12 protein-coding genes are annotated in these 15984 nt (G+C 72.0%); 9 read left to right on the top strand and 3 right to left on the bottom strand.

Features of this window, described 5'->3' with window-relative positions; all coding sequences use genetic code 11:
• The first annotated feature begins 4 nt into the window (after positions 1-4).
• Both SPF06_RS15805 and SPF06_RS15800 read left to right on the top strand, forming a co-directional pair.
• Positions 5-3511, top strand: coding sequence for a glycosyltransferase family 2 protein (locus SPF06_RS15805; RefSeq protein ID WP_323280092.1), 3507 nt, complete (start codon positions 5-7; stop codon positions 3509-3511).
• The gene (locus SPF06_RS15800) at positions 3495-5084 is read left to right on the top strand and encodes a DUF5719 family protein (RefSeq protein WP_323280091.1); all 1590 of its coding nucleotides are present in this window, start codon (positions 3495-3497) and stop codon (positions 5082-5084) included. Before SPF06_RS15805 ends, SPF06_RS15800 begins: the two co-directional genes overlap by 17 nt.
• 19 nt (positions 5085-5103) lie before the next feature.
• Here SPF06_RS15800 and SPF06_RS15795 read toward each other — a convergent pair whose 3' ends face one another.
• On the bottom strand, positions 5104-5670 hold the full coding sequence (locus tag SPF06_RS15795) for a metallopeptidase family protein (RefSeq protein WP_323280090.1): 567 nt from the start codon (positions 5668-5670) through the stop codon (positions 5104-5106).
• A 104-nt stretch (positions 5671-5774) separates the two neighbouring features.
• On the opposite strand from SPF06_RS15795, the gene SPF06_RS15790 reads away from it, so the two are divergent.
• The 5 genes from SPF06_RS15790 to SPF06_RS15770 all read left to right on the top strand — a co-directional run bounded on the left by SPF06_RS15790 (position 5775) and on the right by SPF06_RS15770 (position 10459).
• Positions 5775-6167: a DUF3499 domain-containing protein gene (locus SPF06_RS15790; RefSeq protein ID WP_323280089.1), complete on the top strand. Its 393-nt coding sequence runs from the start codon at positions 5775-5777 to the stop codon at positions 6165-6167.
• A gap of 93 nt (positions 6168-6260) precedes the next feature.
• The gene (locus SPF06_RS15785; RefSeq protein WP_323280088.1) at positions 6261-6464 is read left to right on the top strand and encodes a Trm112 family protein; all 204 of its coding nucleotides are present in this window, start codon (positions 6261-6263) and stop codon (positions 6462-6464) included.
• Complete coding sequence (gene ahcY, locus SPF06_RS15780) at positions 6461-7960, top strand: adenosylhomocysteinase (protein WP_323280087.1); 1500 nt, start codon at positions 6461-6463, stop codon at positions 7958-7960. The genes SPF06_RS15785 and ahcY overlap by 4 nt, the downstream gene beginning before the upstream one ends.
• A 15-nt stretch (positions 7961-7975) precedes the next feature.
• A complete protein-coding gene (locus SPF06_RS15775; protein WP_323280086.1) occupies positions 7976-9223 on the top strand; it encodes a L,D-transpeptidase in 1248 nt (415 codons plus the stop codon).
• 198 nt (positions 9224-9421) lie between these two features.
• Positions 9422-10459, top strand: coding sequence for a TIGR01906 family membrane protein (locus tag SPF06_RS15770; protein ID WP_428985784.1), 1038 nt, complete (start codon positions 9422-9424; stop codon positions 10457-10459).
• Between the two features lie 30 nt (positions 10460-10489).
• Here the strand turns inward: SPF06_RS15770 and SPF06_RS15765 are convergent, their stop codons facing one another.
• Both SPF06_RS15765 and SPF06_RS15760 read right to left on the bottom strand, forming a co-directional pair.
• On the bottom strand, positions 10490-11650 hold the full coding sequence (locus tag SPF06_RS15765) for an AMP-binding protein (RefSeq protein ID WP_323280084.1): 1161 nt from the start codon (positions 11648-11650) through the stop codon (positions 10490-10492).
• Between the two features lie 19 nt (positions 11651-11669).
• The gene (locus SPF06_RS15760) at positions 11670-13325 is read right to left on the bottom strand and encodes a dolichyl-phosphate-mannose--protein mannosyltransferase (RefSeq protein WP_323280083.1); all 1656 of its coding nucleotides are present in this window, start codon (positions 13323-13325) and stop codon (positions 11670-11672) included.
• A 32-nt stretch (positions 13326-13357) separates the two neighbouring features.
• On the opposite strand from SPF06_RS15760, the gene rsmI reads away from it, so the two are divergent.
• Both rsmI and SPF06_RS15750 read left to right on the top strand, forming a co-directional pair.
• Positions 13358-14209, top strand: a complete 852-nt coding sequence (gene rsmI, locus SPF06_RS15755) for a 16S rRNA (cytidine(1402)-2'-O)-methyltransferase (protein WP_323280082.1) — start codon at positions 13358-13360, stop codon at positions 14207-14209.
• 166 nt (positions 14210-14375) lie between these two features.
• On the top strand, positions 14376-15869 hold the full coding sequence (locus SPF06_RS15750) for an NAD-dependent succinate-semialdehyde dehydrogenase (RefSeq protein ID WP_323280081.1): 1494 nt from the start codon (positions 14376-14378) through the stop codon (positions 15867-15869).
• The last annotated feature ends 115 nt before the right edge of the window (positions 15870-15984 follow it).

Below are 15984 nucleotides of genomic sequence, written 5' to 3'. Positions count from 1 at the left end.
CAGCGTGCACGTCACCGCAGTCGTCGTCGCGCACGACGGCGCAGCCTACCTCCCGCGGACTCTCGCCGCGGTGGGCGCGCAGCGTCGGCGGCCTGAGGTGATCGTCGGCGCCGACGCCCGCTCGCGCGACGGCTCCGGCGAGATCCTTCGCGAAGCGATGGGCGACGGCGCCGTAGTCGCCGCGCGCGAATCTTTCGGCGCCGCCGTCGCTGCGGCTCTGGCCGCCGTTCCGCGCCCGGCAGGATCCGACCCCGCGAACGAGTGGCTGTGGCTCCTCCGCGACGACGCTGCGCCCGAGCCGGACGCGCTCGCCGAACTGCTGCTCGCCGTAGAGCGTGCCCCGGCCGTCGCGGTCGCGGGGTGCAAGCAAGTGGCGTGGGACGATCCGCGGAGGCTCGTCGACGTCGGGCTCTACGCGAGCCGCTGGGCCGAGCGGCTGTCCCTCATCGACGACGACGAGCAGGACCAGGGCCAATACGACGACCGGAGCGACATGTTCGCCGTCAGCGCGGCGGGCATGCTCGTGCGACGCGACGTGTGGGACGCGCTGCGCGGCTTCGACCCCGCGCTCCCGGCCACGGGAGACGACGTCGACTTCTGCTGGAGGGCGCGCCTCGCGGGGCACCGCGTCGTCGTCGTGCCCTCTGCCCGCATGCGCTCGGCCGCCGAGCGCGAGGACCACACGCCGAGCCCCTTCGCGCAGCGCCGCGCAGAGGTGTACACGCGGCTCAAGCACACCTCGCCGTGGGCCCTCCCGTTCCACTTCGTGGCCGCCATCCTTGGCGGGCTCTGGAGCCTCGCGTCGGGCCTCATCACGAAGGAGCCCGCGGACGGTGCTGCCCGCCTCGGCGGCTCGCTTGCCGCCCTCGTCGGGATCGGCGCGCTCGCCCGCGGCCGTGGGAGGGCCGCGAGGACGCGTGCCGTGGTCCGGGGAACCGTGAAGGGGGTCCGGGCGTCCCGCGAGGACATCTGGTCATACCGCCGGGCCCACCTTGAGGCCGACTACGCGGATCCCGAGCGCATCATCGGCGACGGCACGGGCAGCGATGACAACCGTTCCGAGCCGACGGGCGATTCGGACCACGACTTCGCGTCCCTCGCGGTCTCGGCCAAGGGCTGGGCCGGAACCGGCGCCGTCGTCGTGACGGGACTCGCTCTCGCAGGCTCAATCCTCGCGCTGCTCCCGCTGCTCGGCGCCGAGGCCGTCGCGGGCGGCGCCCTCCTGCCCGTCGCGACGGGGCTCGGGACGGTCTGGCAGCACGCTGTCTCGTGGTGGGTCGCGCTCGGCTCGGGGCAGCCGGGCCACGCGGATCCATTCGACTTGGTCCTGTGGCTCCTCGGGATCCTCGGCCTCGGCGACGCGAATCACCCTGTCGCCTGGACCCTCATCCTCGCCCCGGCGCTCGCGGCGCTCGGCGCGTGGGCTTTCGCGACCGCCCTCACAGCCCATCGCTGGCCACGGATCGTCGCGGCGTTCGTGTGGGCGGCCGCGCCGTCCCTCCAGGAGGCCGTCGCGCAGGGGCGGCTCGGCGCCGTCGTCGCCCACGTCCTCGTGCCGTGGGCCGCGCTCGGCATGCTGCGCGCCGTCGGCGGTGCCCGCATCCGGGGAACGTCGGGGCCCTCCCACACACCGTTCCCGGGCTCGGGCGGCGTGCCGTCCTGGACCGCGGCGGCCGCGGGCGGCCTCGCCCTCGCGGGGGCGACGGCGGGCTCGCCGAGCCTTCTGCCGCTCGCGGCCGTCGTGGTGCTCGGGGCGAGCGTCGCCCTGCGCGGGCGCGCGCGTTCGCTCTGGTTCGCGCTGCTCCCGTCGGTCGCCCTCTTCCTTCCGCTGTGGTTCTCTTCGCAGGACAATCCCCGCGCCTGGCTCGCCGATCCCGGTGTGCCGCTGGCCTCCACGACGGCCGCTCCGTGGCAGCTCGTGCTCGGCCAGCCCACGGCGTTCGACGCGGCCTCGGGGATCCGCGGATTCGGCTGGCTGCCCGCGGGCGTCCCGTGGGCGCTCGTCCTCGCGCTCGTCCTGGGGGTTCCGCTCGTGGTCGCGGCCGCGGCAGCAATCGTGGGCCTCCAGGGGCGGCGCGGCGCGTCGGCCCGGGTCGCGGGACTGCTCGCCGTCGTCGCGCTCTCCCTTGCATGGTTCCTCGGCCGGGTTCCGACCTCCGTCTCGGGGGACAGCCTTGTGGCGCCGTTCGCGGGCCCGGCCGTCGGGGTCGGCGTACTCGCCCTCCTCGCTGCCGCGGTGCTCGGTGCCGACGCCGTCTTCGAGCGGCGCGACGCCCGCGCCCACGCGGTTCCCGCACGGACCGGTGGGCGATCCGCGGCCGCGGTCGGCGCCGTGATCGTCCTCGCCCTCGCGATCTTCATCGCGGGACCGGCGGCGAACCTCGCCCGGTGGGCAGCCGCGGGCCTCACGCCCGCGGCTGCGCCGGCTGGCAGCCTCGGAAGCCCTCTCTCCGTGGCGCCGAGCCGCGCGCGAACGCTTCCCGCGACGGCGAGCGACCTCGGCCTCGGAACCCAGCAGACCAAGACCCTCGTCCTGCGGAGCACGCCTCAAGGCGGCTACACGGCCGCGCTCATGCGCGGCTCGGGAACGACCCTCGACGCGCTCTCCGCCGTCGCCTCGTCACGCCGGGTCATCGGAAGCCTCGGTGCCGAGCGGATCGCCACGGACGATCCCGCCGAGGCCGCCGTACGCCGCGTCGTCGCGATCGTCTCGAGCTCGTCGGGAGTGGATCCCCGTGCGGATCTCGACGCCCTCGGCGTCGGCTTCGTCGTGCTCCAGCAGCGCGACAGCGGGGACGCCGTGACCGCGGGGCAGATGGACGCCGTCCCGGGCCTCGTCGCCGTCGGCCAGACCGACGTCGGGTGGCTGTGGCGCGTGACCCCCCGCAGCCAGGAGGCCGCGAAGCAGCTCGAGATCGCCCACCGGGCGAGCATTGTCGACTCGAAGGGCGCTGTGCTCGGCTACGTCGATTCGGGCGTCGAGAGCGTGGACGCGAGCCTTTCCGCCGGGCCCGAAGGGCGCCTTCTCGTGCTCGCGGAGCGCAGCGACCCGCACTGGTCCGCGTGGGTGGACGGCCGCAGGCTCACGGCGACGACGCAGGGGTGGTCGCAGGCCTTCACGCTCCCGGCCTCGGGCGGCAGGCTTGAGGTCCGGTACGAGCAGCCGGCTGCGTTGCCGCTCGGAATCCTCGCAGCCCTCGTGATCGTCATTGCGGTGCTCACGGCCGTCCCGACCCGCGTGCGCCCCGACGCGGGCCGGCGTCCCGCTCGCGGCCGCGGATCAGCCGACCGGCGCCGGGCGAAGGCCCGAGCCGCCGAGCGTCGCCAGCCGGCCGCAGTGCGGGAGCCACGCGAGGCCCCAGTGCCGGACGGTCCACGAGGATCCCGCAACCCTGCCGAGCCCGATGCCCATGAGCCCGAGGCCCGAGCAGCGCACACCAACCCCGCGGAGCCCGGCGCCCGGGCTGGCGACGCCGACCCCTCAAGGAGCACCGATGACGCCCGCGTCTAAGCCAACCTCGACGACGCGGCTCGTGCGCCGCGCGCTCGGCGTGGCGGCCGGCGTCGTCGTGCTCGCCGCAGGCACGGGTCTCGCCGTCGCGGGCGGGACCGTGCCGCAGTCGCCGGCCCTCGCACCGGGGACGCCTCCGGCCGTCGACGTTCCCGTCGGCCAGACCATCGGGGTCTGCCCCGGTCCCGCGGAGCTGCTCCGCGGGACTCCGGTTCAGGGCGACCCCCAGTTCAGCCCGGCGAGCAAGTCGGCGTCGAGCCAGCTCACCGCGGCCGTGATCGGCGAGCCCTCCGGGGCGATGCCGTCGAGCACGATCGCGGGCATCGACGGCTCCGTCCAGCAGAAGGTCTCGGACGGCAAGGACGCCTCCGCCGCGCCGCCCGCGGCCCCGCCCGCCGCCGTGGCATCCCGCGCGTCGACCGCTCCCTCCCTGCTCGCGGCCTCCGCGCTCGAGGGGCGCCCGTCCTCCGCGGCTGCGCTCCTGCGCTACAGCGCGGACGACGGCGACCTTCGCGGCATCGCCGCGGCCTCGTGCGCCGCGCCGGCGAACGATCTGTGGCTCGGCGGGGCCAGCACACTCGTCGGGCGCACGTCGGTTCTGTACCTCTCGAATCCGACCACCACGCCGTCGACCGTGAACCTCGACTTCTTCGGCGACCAGCCGCTCGGCCAGCCGCCTGCGGGCAGCCGCGGCATCCAGATCCCGCCGGGGAGCACGAAGTCCTTCGTCCTCGGCGGCTTCGTCCCGGGGCAGCGGAACGTCTCGGTGCACGTGCGCAGCTCCGGCGGGCCTGTGGCCGCCGTCATCCAGCAGAGCGCGCTGCGCGGGCTCACGCCGGGCGGCGTCGACTTCCTGACTCCCGTGGGCGGCCCCTCGAACCGGCAGGTCACGACGGGAATCGAGCTCCAGGACCCGGCCGCCGCCCGGGATCTCGCGTCACACCGCGGATTCGACGACGCGACGGCGGCCCTCCAGGTCACGGTCCCGGGGGCGAACGACGCCGTCGTGCAGGTGCGGGTCTTTGGCCCGGACGGACCCGTGACGCTGCCCTCAGGTGCCGTGTTCACGGCCAAGGCGGGGACCGTCACGGAGATCCCGCTCGCGGGGGTGCCCGCGGGCAAGTACTCGGTCGCGGCGTCCTCCGACGTCTCGTTCACGGCGAGCGTCCGCATGGTCAAGGGCACGAGCGACAAGGATCCGCTCGACTTCGCGGTCTCCGGCGCGCAGGCGCGCCTCGGCGACGGCCACGTTGTTCCCGTGGGCGACGCCGGCTCCCGCACCCTCGTGTTCTCGGCGCCCGACGGGCGTGCGAAGGTCACCGCGGTGCCGGTCACAGCCGACGGCAAGCTCCACGCGCCCGTCTCCCTTGACCTCGCGGGCAGCACGACAGCGACCCTCGAGGTGCCCGACACGGTCGACGGCGCGAAGCCCGTCGCGTACTCGATTTCGGCCTCCGGGGATCCGGCGTACGGCTCGATTCTTCTCGGGGGCGACGGTACCGGCATCTCGGTCGCGTCGATCCTCCCGGCGGCCGGCGGGCGCCAGTCGCTCCCCGTGACGCTCGGGTACTGAACTCGGGGATGCGGCCTGGTCAGCGGTAGCCGCGGTAGTACGGGTCGAGAGTCTCGGGGGCGACGTTGAGGAGCGCCGCGGTGTACTCGACGACGACGTCGTGCACGAGGTCCTGTGCCTCGGCCACCGTGGGCGCTTCGGTCTCGACGACCCGACGGTAGATGGTGATGCGTGCGGGGCGACCCTTCGCCGCGCGCGAGACGCTGCCCTGCGGCGGGCGCCCGCCCTCGCGGAGGAGCTTCTCGAGCCCCGGAGGGATCTCCTCGATGACGTACTCGACGTTGTCGAGTTCGCTGCCACGCAGCTCCTGGAGCCTGTCAGCGGAGTCGAGCACCCAGTCTTCGAACCGCTCCCCGCGCGTGCGGCTTCCGGGAAGGATCGAGGGCATGATTTCTCCGCGCAGCCCGCGTCCGTGCCGGTTGCGGCGGCGCTCGCGGAAGCCGCGGCGGCGCCCGGCTCCCGGCTCGCCGGCCGGGGGAGCCAAGCGGATGCTCAGCCCGGGTGCGTCCGAACTGGCCGCGCCGAACCCAGAAGACCCGGAGTCTGGATTGCCGAAGCCCGGGCCCGGGGTGGAACGATCCTGCATATATCGACTGTAGTCCGGGCCTCGGCCGCGCGCTAACCGAGTCCTCGGCGCCGAAGCCGAGTCGTTGCCTTCACGCCCGCGCGCCGCGGAGTAGGGTACTGGCTGTGCGTGAAGTCCGCCTCTGTTCCCGTTCGGCCTGCCGCGAGTCCGCGGTGGCCACGCTGACCTACGTCTACGCGGACTCGACCGCCGTGCTCGGCCCGCTCGCGACCTACCCCGAGCCGCACACCTACGACCTGTGTGCGAAGCATGCCGGCAGCCTCACGGTTCCCCGCGGCTGGGAGGTCCTGCGGCTCGCGCTCCCGGCCCGCCAGCCGAGCTCCGACGACCTCTTGGCCCTCGCCGAGGCGGTGCGCAGCGGGGGAGCGGACGACGACGTCGCGCCCGCCGAGGCGTCCCAGCGCACGCCGCGCGAATCCCAGCCGCTCCTCTCGCCTCCCGCTGGCGTCGACGTCGCGTCCGGCCGGCATCTGCGCATCCTGCCCGACCAGCTCTGACATTGCATCGACTGCTCCGTAAGTGTCGTTATGAGGCCTCATAACGACACTTACGGAGCAGTCGATGCTGGGCGGGACGGTAATCTGGGATCCATGCCGTCTTTCAGCTCGCCGCTGCTCAGCCCTGAGATCCTTGCCGTGCTCCGGTGCCCCATCACCGGAACTGCGCTCGTGCAGGAAGGGGAGGAGCTTGTCGCAAGCGCCGCGGGGCCCGACGGGGTCGTTCCGCGCTATCCGATCGACGACGGCATCCCCGTGCTGCTCCCGCCGGCCCTCACCCAGGAGTCCCCCAAGTGACCTTTGACTACCGCGTTGCCGATATCTCGCTCCACGAGGCCGGCCGCCACCAGATCCGCCTGGCCGAGCACGAGATGCCCGGCCTCATGGCGCTGCGCGAGGAGTTCGGCGAGTCCCAGCCGCTCGAAGGCGCCCGCATCGCGGGTTCGCTCCACATGACCGTGCAGACCGCCGTCCTCATCGAGACGCTCGTGGCGCTCGGTGCCGAGGTCCGCTGGGCCTCGTGCAACATCTTCTCGACGCAGGACGAAGCCGCTGCGGCCGTCGTCGTCGGGACCGGGACCGCGGAAGACCCGCAGGGCGTGCCCGTCTTCGCGTGGAAGGGCGAGACGCTCGAGGAGTACTGGTGGACGGCCGAGCAGATCCTCACGTGGCCTGGCGCTGACACGAACCCCGAGCTCGGCCCCAACATGATCCTCGACGACGGCGGCGACGCGACGCTGCTCGTGCACAAGGGCGTCGAGTTCGAGGCTGCGGGCGCGGTTCCGCAGGCGACCGACGAGGATCCCGAGGAGTACCGCATCATCCTCGACGTCCTCCGCGCGGGGCAGTCGCAGGATCCGCAGAAGTGGACGCGCATCGCGAAGGGGATCCGCGGTGTCTCGGAGGAGACGACGACGGGCGTCCACCGCCTCTACCAGCTTGCCGAGCAGGGCAAGCTCCTCTTCCCGGCGATCAACGTCAACGACTCGGTCACGAAGAGCAAGTTCGACAACAAGTACGGCATCCGCCACTCCCTCCCGGACGGCATCAACCGGGCGACGGACGTGCTCATCGGCGGCAAGGTCGCCGTCGTCTGCGGCTACGGCGACGTCGGCAAGGGCGCCGCGGAGGCGCTCCGCGGCCAGGGCGCGCGCGTCGTCGTGACCGAGATCGACCCGATCTGCGCTCTCCAGGCCGCGATGGACGGCTACCAGGTGGTGCGGCTTGAGAGCGTCGTGCACGAGGGCGACCTCTTCATCACGACGACGGGCGGCAAGGACATCATCCGGGCCGAGCACATGGCCGCGATGAAGGACAAGGCGATCGTGGGCAATGTGGGCCACTTCGACAACGAGATCGACATGGCTGGCCTCGCGAAGATCCCGGGCATCCGCAAGGTTGAGATCAAGCCGCAGGTGCACGAGTGGGTCTTCCCGGCGACGGAGGCGCACGACGGTCAGGACAGCCGCGGCGAGCACTCGATCATCGTGCTCTCGGAGGGTCGCCTCCTCAACCTCGGCAACGCGACCGGCCACCCCTCGTTCGTCATGAGCAACTCGTTCGCGAACCAGACGATCGCGCAGATCGAGCTGTGGACGAAGCGGGATCAGCCGGAGGCGGAGCGCAGCTACGAGAAGGAAGTCTACGTCCTCCCGAAGATCCTCGATGAGAAGGTCGCGCGCCTCCACCTGGATGCCCTCGGCGTCGAGCTCACGGAGCTCACGAAGGACCAGGCGGACTATCTCGACGTCGACGTGGCCGGGCCCTATAAGGCAGATCACTACCGCTACTGATTTAGCATAGAAAGCATGCAAAACATGGGGGACGTGCCCGGGACTCGCAAGCGCTCGCGTGTCGGCAAGATCGTCGCGCTCGTGGCTGTGCTCGCGGTCGCGGGGCTCGGGGGCACGTTCGCCGCCGTCGGCCCGCTGCAGGCCGCGCCGATCGGCTCCGAGGCGACGACGGCGGTGCGCAGCCAGCCGGGCACGGCCTTCCCCGTCGTCAAGCCGGCGACGACCGTGACGACGCCGGTTGCGGGCGCGAAAGAGGTCAACCCGGCCGCGCCCGTGACCGTCACAGTGACGAACGGGACGCTCGACAACGCGAGCCTCCGCTCATCGTCGGGGCAGAACGTCGACGGCACCCTCAATCCTGAGAAGACCGTGTGGACCTCGAGCGGCCAGCTCGCCTTCAACTCGACGTACACGCTCAGCTACACGTCGCTCGACTCGGCGGGGCGTACGTCGACGGCCACGTCGACGTTCGCGACCGTCGCGACGGCGAACGAGGCCGATGCGGCGATGTACCCACTCGACGGCATGAGCGTCGGCGTCGCCCAGCCGATCCAGCTCACGTTCAGCGAGCCCGTGAAGAACAAGAAGGCCGTCGAGAAAGCCATCACGGTCACATCGACGTCGGGCCAGGCGGGCGCGTTCCACTGGTTCAGCGACACGATGGTCCGCTACCGACCCGAGAGCTTCTGGGCCGCGAACAGCACGATCACCGTCAAGATGGACCTCTTCGGGGTGGACCTCGGCAACGGCCAGATCGGCAACTTCTCGAAGACCAACACAGTGCACATCGGGGACAAGCGCACGGCCGTCGCGGACGCGCAGGCGCACACGTTCACGGCGTACATCAACGACCAGCCGGTCCACACGTGGCCTGCGACCCTCGGCGATACACGTTTCCCCTCGGCGCGCGGCTACCTCGTGCTCATGGAGAAGCAGCGCAAGGCGCACTTCGTCGCGGCGTCGATCGGCCTCAAGCCCGGCGACCCGGCCAACTACGGCGAGCTCGACGTCGAATACGCGACTCGCCTCACCCCGAGCGGCGAGTTCATCCACCAGGCCACGGACACGGCCATGCCGTACCTCGGCCAGATCAACGTCTCGCATGGCTGCATCGGCCTCGGGCCGGACGGCGCCTCGTGGGTCTTCAACAACATGACGGCGGGCGACGTCGTTCAGATCATCAACACCCAGGGCGATTTCGCCAACTTCGACGACGGCTTCGGGGACTGGAACATCCCGTGGGCCCAGTACGCGAATAGCTGAGCGCACGAGGGAACTGGGGCCGCCGGTCCGCATGCGGGGCAGGCGAGATCCCCGCGAGATCAGCCGGAATACCGATAACGCTTCGGCTACAGGACTGCGTCCTGCCCGCTCTGGGCGTGCGCAAGCGGTTACCGTGGGACACAGGACAGACCCGATCGGGCTCGTCATGTGCGGGCCCCTCAGCAGCGTGAGTGGATGATGGACGTGACTGAAGACAGGCATGAGCTGCGGCCGGAGGTGAACCTGGACGATTCCCAGGACACCGACGAGCCCGCCTTCGACTGGATGAGGACCGCAGCAGCCTCGACGTCGGCTCCGGCCGCTCATCGGGCCGAGCCCTCGCCGGCCGGGACCACGGCCGAGGCCAGTTCCGCGCCCGCCGGGCACGAAGCCGAGGCCCCCGGGGATCCGACTCTCGAAGCCACAGCCCCCGAGCGGTCGGGGACGGCGCATCTTGAGCCGTCGCCCACGAGCGCCCTGCAGGTCCGCCCGCCGGAGGACCAGGTGGCGCGCCGCGCAGCCCAGCGCGACGCCGCGGCGAGCGCGCGGCCGGTGGCGCCGCGCGTCCTTCAGGTGCTCATGGCGATCTTCCTGCCGTTCCTGCTCCTCATCGCGGCGGTGCGGGTCATCGCGACGCCCGCGTTCCTGTGGCTCGAGTACTTCCGCCCCGGCTTCCCGGGGGACGGGTACGGGTTCTCCGCGGACGATCGCCTCACGTACGGCTCGTACGCCGTCGACTACCTCTCCAACTTCGCGGGCCGCCGCTACCTTGGCGACCTCGTGCTGCCTTCGGGCAGCGCCCTCTTCACCGATGCCGAGGTCAGCCACATGGCTGACGTCAAGCTCGTGATCCTCTCGACGTACGGCGCGGGGGTTCTGCTCCTCGCGTTCTTCGTTGTCGCGTACCTCGTGCTGCGCAAGCGCCGGGGCGCCTTCGGCCGCGGCCTCTTCGCGGGTGCGATTGTGACGTTCCTGCTCGTCGTGGGGCTCGCTGTCCTCGCGTTCCTCGGCTGGCAGCAGTTCTTCACCGACTTCCACCGGATCTTCTTCTCGCAGGGGAACTGGAGCTTCCAGCTCTCCGACACCCTGATCCGGCTCTTCCCATCCCAGTTCTGGATGGACTCGGCCATCGCGATCGGCGTGCTCGTCCTCGTGGTGAGCTCGCTCATGATCATCTTCGCGTGGCCCATGAAGCGGCGTTCCGCGGAGGCGGAGGGCGCCGCGGCTCGTGAGTAGACGCTCGCGAGTGGACGATGGGAGGCCCGCTCAGGAACCGAGCGCGCCGTCGTCGACGATCGATTCAATGCCGACGATCGGGACCCCGATGCCGCGGAAGAAGTGCGCGAGGTCCGGATCCAGCGTCCCGCCGCTGTACGCCGCCGTCTCGAGCGACGCCCCGATCATGCTCTCGCGGAGGCGCCGGTAGGCGAGGCGTTCCCACATCGCGTGGGCGAGCCGCAGCCGCCCTCGCGGGCCCCCGCCGGGCGAGGCGCCGCCGTCGTCCGCCTCCGAATGCGCCCGCGCGATGGCCGCTGCACGCGCGAATCGCCCGCGGCGCCGCGGGCCACCGGAGCGGGCCGCGCCCTCGAAGAGCTCCTCGAAAAGCCGCGGCGAGCCGAGCACGAACGTCGGATCGGCGGCCGGGAGGGCCGCGTCGCCCGGGACTGCGAGCGACGCGCCCGCGGCGAGGCACGCGACCCCGGCAGCGGACGCGTGGGGGTGCGAGAGCGGGAGTGCGACGACGGCGCGCGGCTCTGCGGTGCGTGCCGCGAGGACCGAGACGAGGGGCGCCGCGAGGCGCGCGAGGGCGCCGTGCGTCACGGTCATCTGGGGCGAGGCGAGCGGGGGCGGGTCGCCGGCCCAGGACTCTGGCCGGGCGAGGATGACGGCGGGGGAATCCCGGTGTACGGCGGCCCGATGCCGCTCGAGCTCGGCGTCGCTCACTCCCTGCCCCGGCCCGGCGAGGCTCGTGAGCGTCCCGCCGTCGCCCTCGACCGCGAGGAGCGTCACGGGGATGAGGCGGTCGCCGAGCACTGCCGAGGCGCCGAGCATCGCGGAGAGCGAGCCCGCGAGCTCGCGGGCGGCGAAGACCCGGGTCGCGCCGGACTCCGCGAGGATCGCCTCGACGTGCGCCGGGGCCTCCGACGCGTCGATCGGCACGGTCACACCGCCCGCATACCAGACGGCTGTGCCCGCGAGGTGCGCCTCGAACGTTGCGGGGGAGAGGACGGCGACGCGTTCGCCGGGTCCGAGCCCCGCCGCGACGAGCCCGCGCGCGAGCCAGCGGACCTGGGCGAGGAACTCCGCAGCGGTCACCCTCCGCGGGCCGCCGTCCCCGTGCACGGAGAACAGGGCCCGGCCCGGTGCCGCCTCGGCGCGCGCGAGGAGGAGATCGACGGCGCCCACGGCGTCCGAGGGCGTGCTCACGCGGCCCATCCTGCCCGGATCACACCCAGCTCGGCATCCACATGTGGAGGCGCCACTCGCCGTACGGGATGGTCTGCGCCGTCCAGATCGGCATGAAGTACGCCGAGACGACGAGGACGAGCACGAGGTAGACCCCGATCCCGAGGAGCCCGGCCTGCCGGCGCCACGGCGGGTCCGCGGGGCGTCCGAGCACGAGGCCGAGCACGTACGCGAGCACGAGGATGAGGAACGGCTCGAACGAGACCTCGTAGAACGCGAACATCGTGCGCTCGGGGTACATGAACCACGGGAGGTAGCCCGCCGCGACCCCGCACAGTGCCGCGCCGATGCGCCAGTCGCGCCGGCCGGCCCACATGAGCACCCCGACGGCCAAGGCTGCCGTCGCGGCCCACCAGATGAGCGGGTTGCCGACCGAGAGGATTGCGGAGCTGCAATGGCCCGCCGTGCAGCCGTCGCTCGGCTCGACGTAGTAGAACGACGTCGGCCGCCCCTGCACGAGCCAGCTCCACGGGCTCGACGCGTACGGGTGGGATGCGCTCAGGCCCGTGTGGAACGAGTACGCCTCGAGGTGGTAGTGCGCGAGCGAGCGGAGCGAGGCGGGAATCCACGACCACAGCGGATCGGGATGCGTCTCGGCCCAATGCCGGAAGTAGCCGTCCGCGGAGAGGAACCAGCCCGTCCACGTCGAGAGGTAGACGAGTCCGCCGACGACGACGATGCTCACCGCGGCGAGCGGGGCGTCGCGGACGACGGCGGCGGGCAGCCACGCGCGGATCCCCGCCCGGCGGCGCGCCGACGCGTCCCACAGCACCGTCATGAGCCCGAACGCCGCGACGAACGCGAGGGCCGACCATTTGACGCCGACCGCGAGGCCGAGGCACACGCCCGCGGCGATCCGCCACCATCGCACGCCGAGCCACGGTCCCGCCGCGAGCGCCGTCGCGGGGAGGCGGCCATCCGGGCGGGCGAGCCGCCCGAGCCGAGCCGCGAGCCGCCGTCGTCCGTCGTCGCGGTCCTTGAGCAGCGCGCAGAAGGCGGCGAGGAGCCAGAAGGAGAGGAAGATGTCCAGGATGCCGATGCGGGACATCGTGAGGTGATGGCCGTCGACGGCGAGCAGAAGGCCGGCAGTGCCTGCGAGGACGGCCGAGCGGAAGAGCTTGTAGGCGGCCCACGCGAGGAGGGCCACAGAAAGCGTTCCGACGAGGGCTGCCGAGAAGCGCCAGCCGAACGAGCTCGACGGCCCGAAGAGCCACATGCCGAACGCGATCATCCATTTGCCGACGGGCGGGTGCACGACGTACTCGGGCGTCGACTGGAGGCCGCTGAAATCGCCGACGAGGAACTTCTCGTTCGCGCTGTCCCCCCAGTTCCGCTCGTAGCCGGACTGGAGGTACGAGTAGGCGTCCTTGACGTAATAGGTCTCGTCGAAGATGAGCGAGTGCGGGCGCTGCAGGTCGGTGAACCGGAGGATCCCCGCGATGAGCGCCGAAGCGAGGGGGATGGCCCAGTAGAGGGTGCGTTCGACGCGCGGCCAGTCGCGCCAACGGTCGAGGGGCCCGAGGAGGCGCGCGCGCAGCTCGCGGACCGTCTCCGCTGCGGGGACCGGGGCGGCGATCCACCGTCTGCGGGCATTCCAGCCGAGCTGCGGTTCGCGGGTGTCCGTGGCTGCGCTCATCCCGGCCCATGCTACCGGCGTAGGCTGGGCTGGTGCGTGAAACAGAGGCCGGATCCGGGCGAGTGGTGCTGGCGGCGACCCCCATCGGCAACCTCGGCGACGCGAGCCGGCGACTCGTCGAGCTGCTCGGGGAGGCGGACGTCATCGCGGCCGAGGACACGCGGCGCCTGCACCGCCTCGTCCAGGGCCTCGGTGTTCAGCCCGTCGGACGTGTCGTGAGCTACCACGAGCACAACGAGGCGTCGAAGACGGCCGAGCTCCTCGACGACGTTCGTGCCGGCGGCACCGTGCTGCTTGTGACCGACGCGGGCATGCCGAGCGTCTCGGACCCGGGGTATCGCCTCGTCGAGGCTGCCGTCGCGGAAGGCCTCACGGTGACCGCGGTGCCCGGGCCGTCCGCTGTCCTCACGGCTCTCGCGCTCTCGGGCCTGCCCACCGACCGCTTCTGCTTCGAAGGCTTCCTTCCCCGCAAGGCCGGGGAGCGGGCTGCACGGGTCGCCGAGCTCGCGGGGGAACGGCGCACGATGGTCTTCTTCGAGGCGCCGCACCGGCTCGCCGCGATGCTCACCGCGCTCGCCGAGGGGTTCGGCGCGGATCGGCGCGTCGCAGTGTGCCGCGAGCTCACAAAGACGTACGAGGAGGTGCTCCGGGCCGGGGCTGGTGAGCTCGCGGCGTGGGCGGCGGACCACGACGTGCGGGGCGAGATCGCCGTCGTCGTCGAGGGTGCGGGGGAATCGGCCCCCGCGAACACCGAGGATCTCATCGAGGCCGTGAACGAGCTCGTGGCCGGCGGCGTTCGCCTCAAGGACGCTGTTGCCGCCGTCGCGGGGGACGTGGGCGCGAGTAAGCGGGAGCTGTACGCCGCGGTCCTCGCCGCCCGCTGAGCATAGGCGGAAAGCCCGGAATCTCGCGGTTTCCTCTTGTGCAGCTGAACAGTGAACTCGCACGGGCATGGTGCAGGCGTGCGTAGACACCCGCGGGCGGGAGAGCCTAGCGTGGAAGAGAACCCAGGGACCCGGTGCTGAGTCCCGCATGGCGAAAGGAACCGACATGTCTGACATCACGTCTGTCACCCCCGACCGCGAAGCAGAGCTGCTTGCCCGCGTTCCTACCGGCCTGCTCATCAACGGCGAGTGGCGCGACGCCACGGGCGGCAAGACCTTCGCCGTGGAGGATCCCGCGACAGGCAAGACCCTCCTCGAACTCGCCGATGCGACGAGCGAGGACGCCCTCGCCGCGCTCGACGCCGCCGACGCCGCCCAGGCCGCGTGGGCCCGGACCGCTCCGCGCGAGCGCGCCGAGATCCTCCGCCGGGCGTTCGAGCTCGTGACCGAGCGGGCCGACGACTTCGCGCTGCTCATGACCCTCGAGATGGGCAAGCCGCTCGCCGAATCCCGGGCCGAGGTCACGTACGGTGCGGAGTTCCTGCGCTGGTTCTCGGAGGAGGCCGTGCGCGACTACGGCCGCTACGTCACGACCCCCGAGGGCAAGAACAAGATCCTCGTCCAGCGCAAGCCGCTCGGCCCGTGCCTCCTCATCACGCCGTGGAACTTCCCGCTCGCGATGGCGACCCGCAAGGTGGGCCCCGCGCTTGCGGCCGGCTGCACGGTGATCATCAAGCCGGCCAAGTTCACGCCGCTCACGACCCAGCTCTTCGTGGCCGTCCTCCAGGAGGCCGGGGTGCCGGCCGGCGTTGTGAACGTCGTGTCCTCGTCGTCGGCCTCGGGCATCTCCGCACCGCTCCTTAAGGACCAGCGCCTGCGGAAGATCTCGTTCACGGGCTCGACCCCGGTGGGCCGCCGCCTCCTCGCCGACGCGGCCCAGAACGTCCTCCGCACGTCGATGGAGCTTGGCGGGAACGCGCCGTTCATCGTCTTCGAGGACGCGGACCTGGACAAGGCCGTCGAGGGCGCCATGGCGGCCAAGATGCGCAACATGGGCGAGGCGTGCACGGCCGCGAACCGCTTCCTCGTTCAGGAATCGGTCGCCGAGGAATTTACCGCGAAGTTCGCCTCGGCGATGGCCGGCCTCAAGCTCGGGCGTGGCACCGAGGCGGACTCGAAGGTCGGCCCGCTCATCGACGGCGGCGCGCGCAAGGACGTCCACGCGCTCGTGACCGAGGCGGTCTCCGCAGGGGCCCGCGTGGCGACGGGCGGCGCACCGGTCGACGGCGACGGCTACTTCTACGCCCCGACCGTCCTCGCGGGTGTCCCGAACGACGCCGAGATCCTCAAGAACGAGATCTTCGGCCCGGTCGCCCCCATCACGACGTTCAAGACCGAGGAGGACGCCATCCGGCTCGCGAACGCGACCGAGTACGGCCTCGCTTCGTACCTGTACACCCGCGACTACGCGCGCATGTTCCGCGTGGCCGAGCAGATCGAGTACGGCATGGTCGGGTTCAACGCGGGCGTCATCTCGAACGCGGCCGCGCCGTTCGGCGGAGTCAAGCAGTCCGGCCTCGGCCGCGAGGGCGGCGCCGAGGGGATCGGGGAGTACACGACGACGCAGTACATCGGCATCGCGGACCCGTACGCAGGCTAGGAATCCGCTGGCGGGCCACAGCGGACGGAGAAACAGCACGGCATCGCGGACCCGTACGCAGGCTAGGAATCCGCTGGCGGGCCACAGCGGACGGAGAAACAGCACGGCATCGCGG

This window comes from Sinomonas terricola (assembly GCF_034931225.1).
Classification (GTDB): Bacteria; Actinomycetota; Actinomycetes; order Actinomycetales; family Micrococcaceae; genus Sinomonas; species Sinomonas terricola.
The sequence above is the reverse complement of the archived record's forward strand: the minus strand, read 5'-3'. Positions and strand labels throughout refer to the sequence as shown.

Excerpts from the sequence above, each read along its gene's own strand:
- SPF06_RS15785 (WP_323280088.1), top strand. The coding sequence starts at position 6,261 with ATGCCGTCTTTCAGCTCGCCGCTGCTCAGCCCTGAGATCCTTGCCGTG.
- SPF06_RS15750 (WP_323280081.1), top strand. The coding sequence starts at position 14,376 with ATGTCTGACATCACGTCTGTCACCCCCGACCGCGAAGCAGAGCTGCTT.
- SPF06_RS15775 (WP_323280086.1), top strand. The coding sequence starts at position 7,976 with ATGCAAAACATGGGGGACGTGCCCGGGACTCGCAAGCGCTCGCGTGTC.
- SPF06_RS15760 (WP_323280083.1), bottom strand. The coding sequence starts at position 13,325 with ATGAGCGCAGCCACGGACACCCGCGAACCGCAGCTCGGCTGGAATGCC.
- SPF06_RS15795 (WP_323280090.1), bottom strand. The coding sequence starts at position 5,670 with ATGCAGGATCGTTCCACCCCGGGCCCGGGCTTCGGCAATCCAGACTCC.
- SPF06_RS15770 (WP_428985784.1), top strand. The coding sequence starts at position 9,422 with ATGGACGTGACTGAAGACAGGCATGAGCTGCGGCCGGAGGTGAACCTG.
- SPF06_RS15800 (WP_323280091.1), top strand. The coding sequence starts at position 3,495 with ATGACGCCCGCGTCTAAGCCAACCTCGACGACGCGGCTCGTGCGCCGC.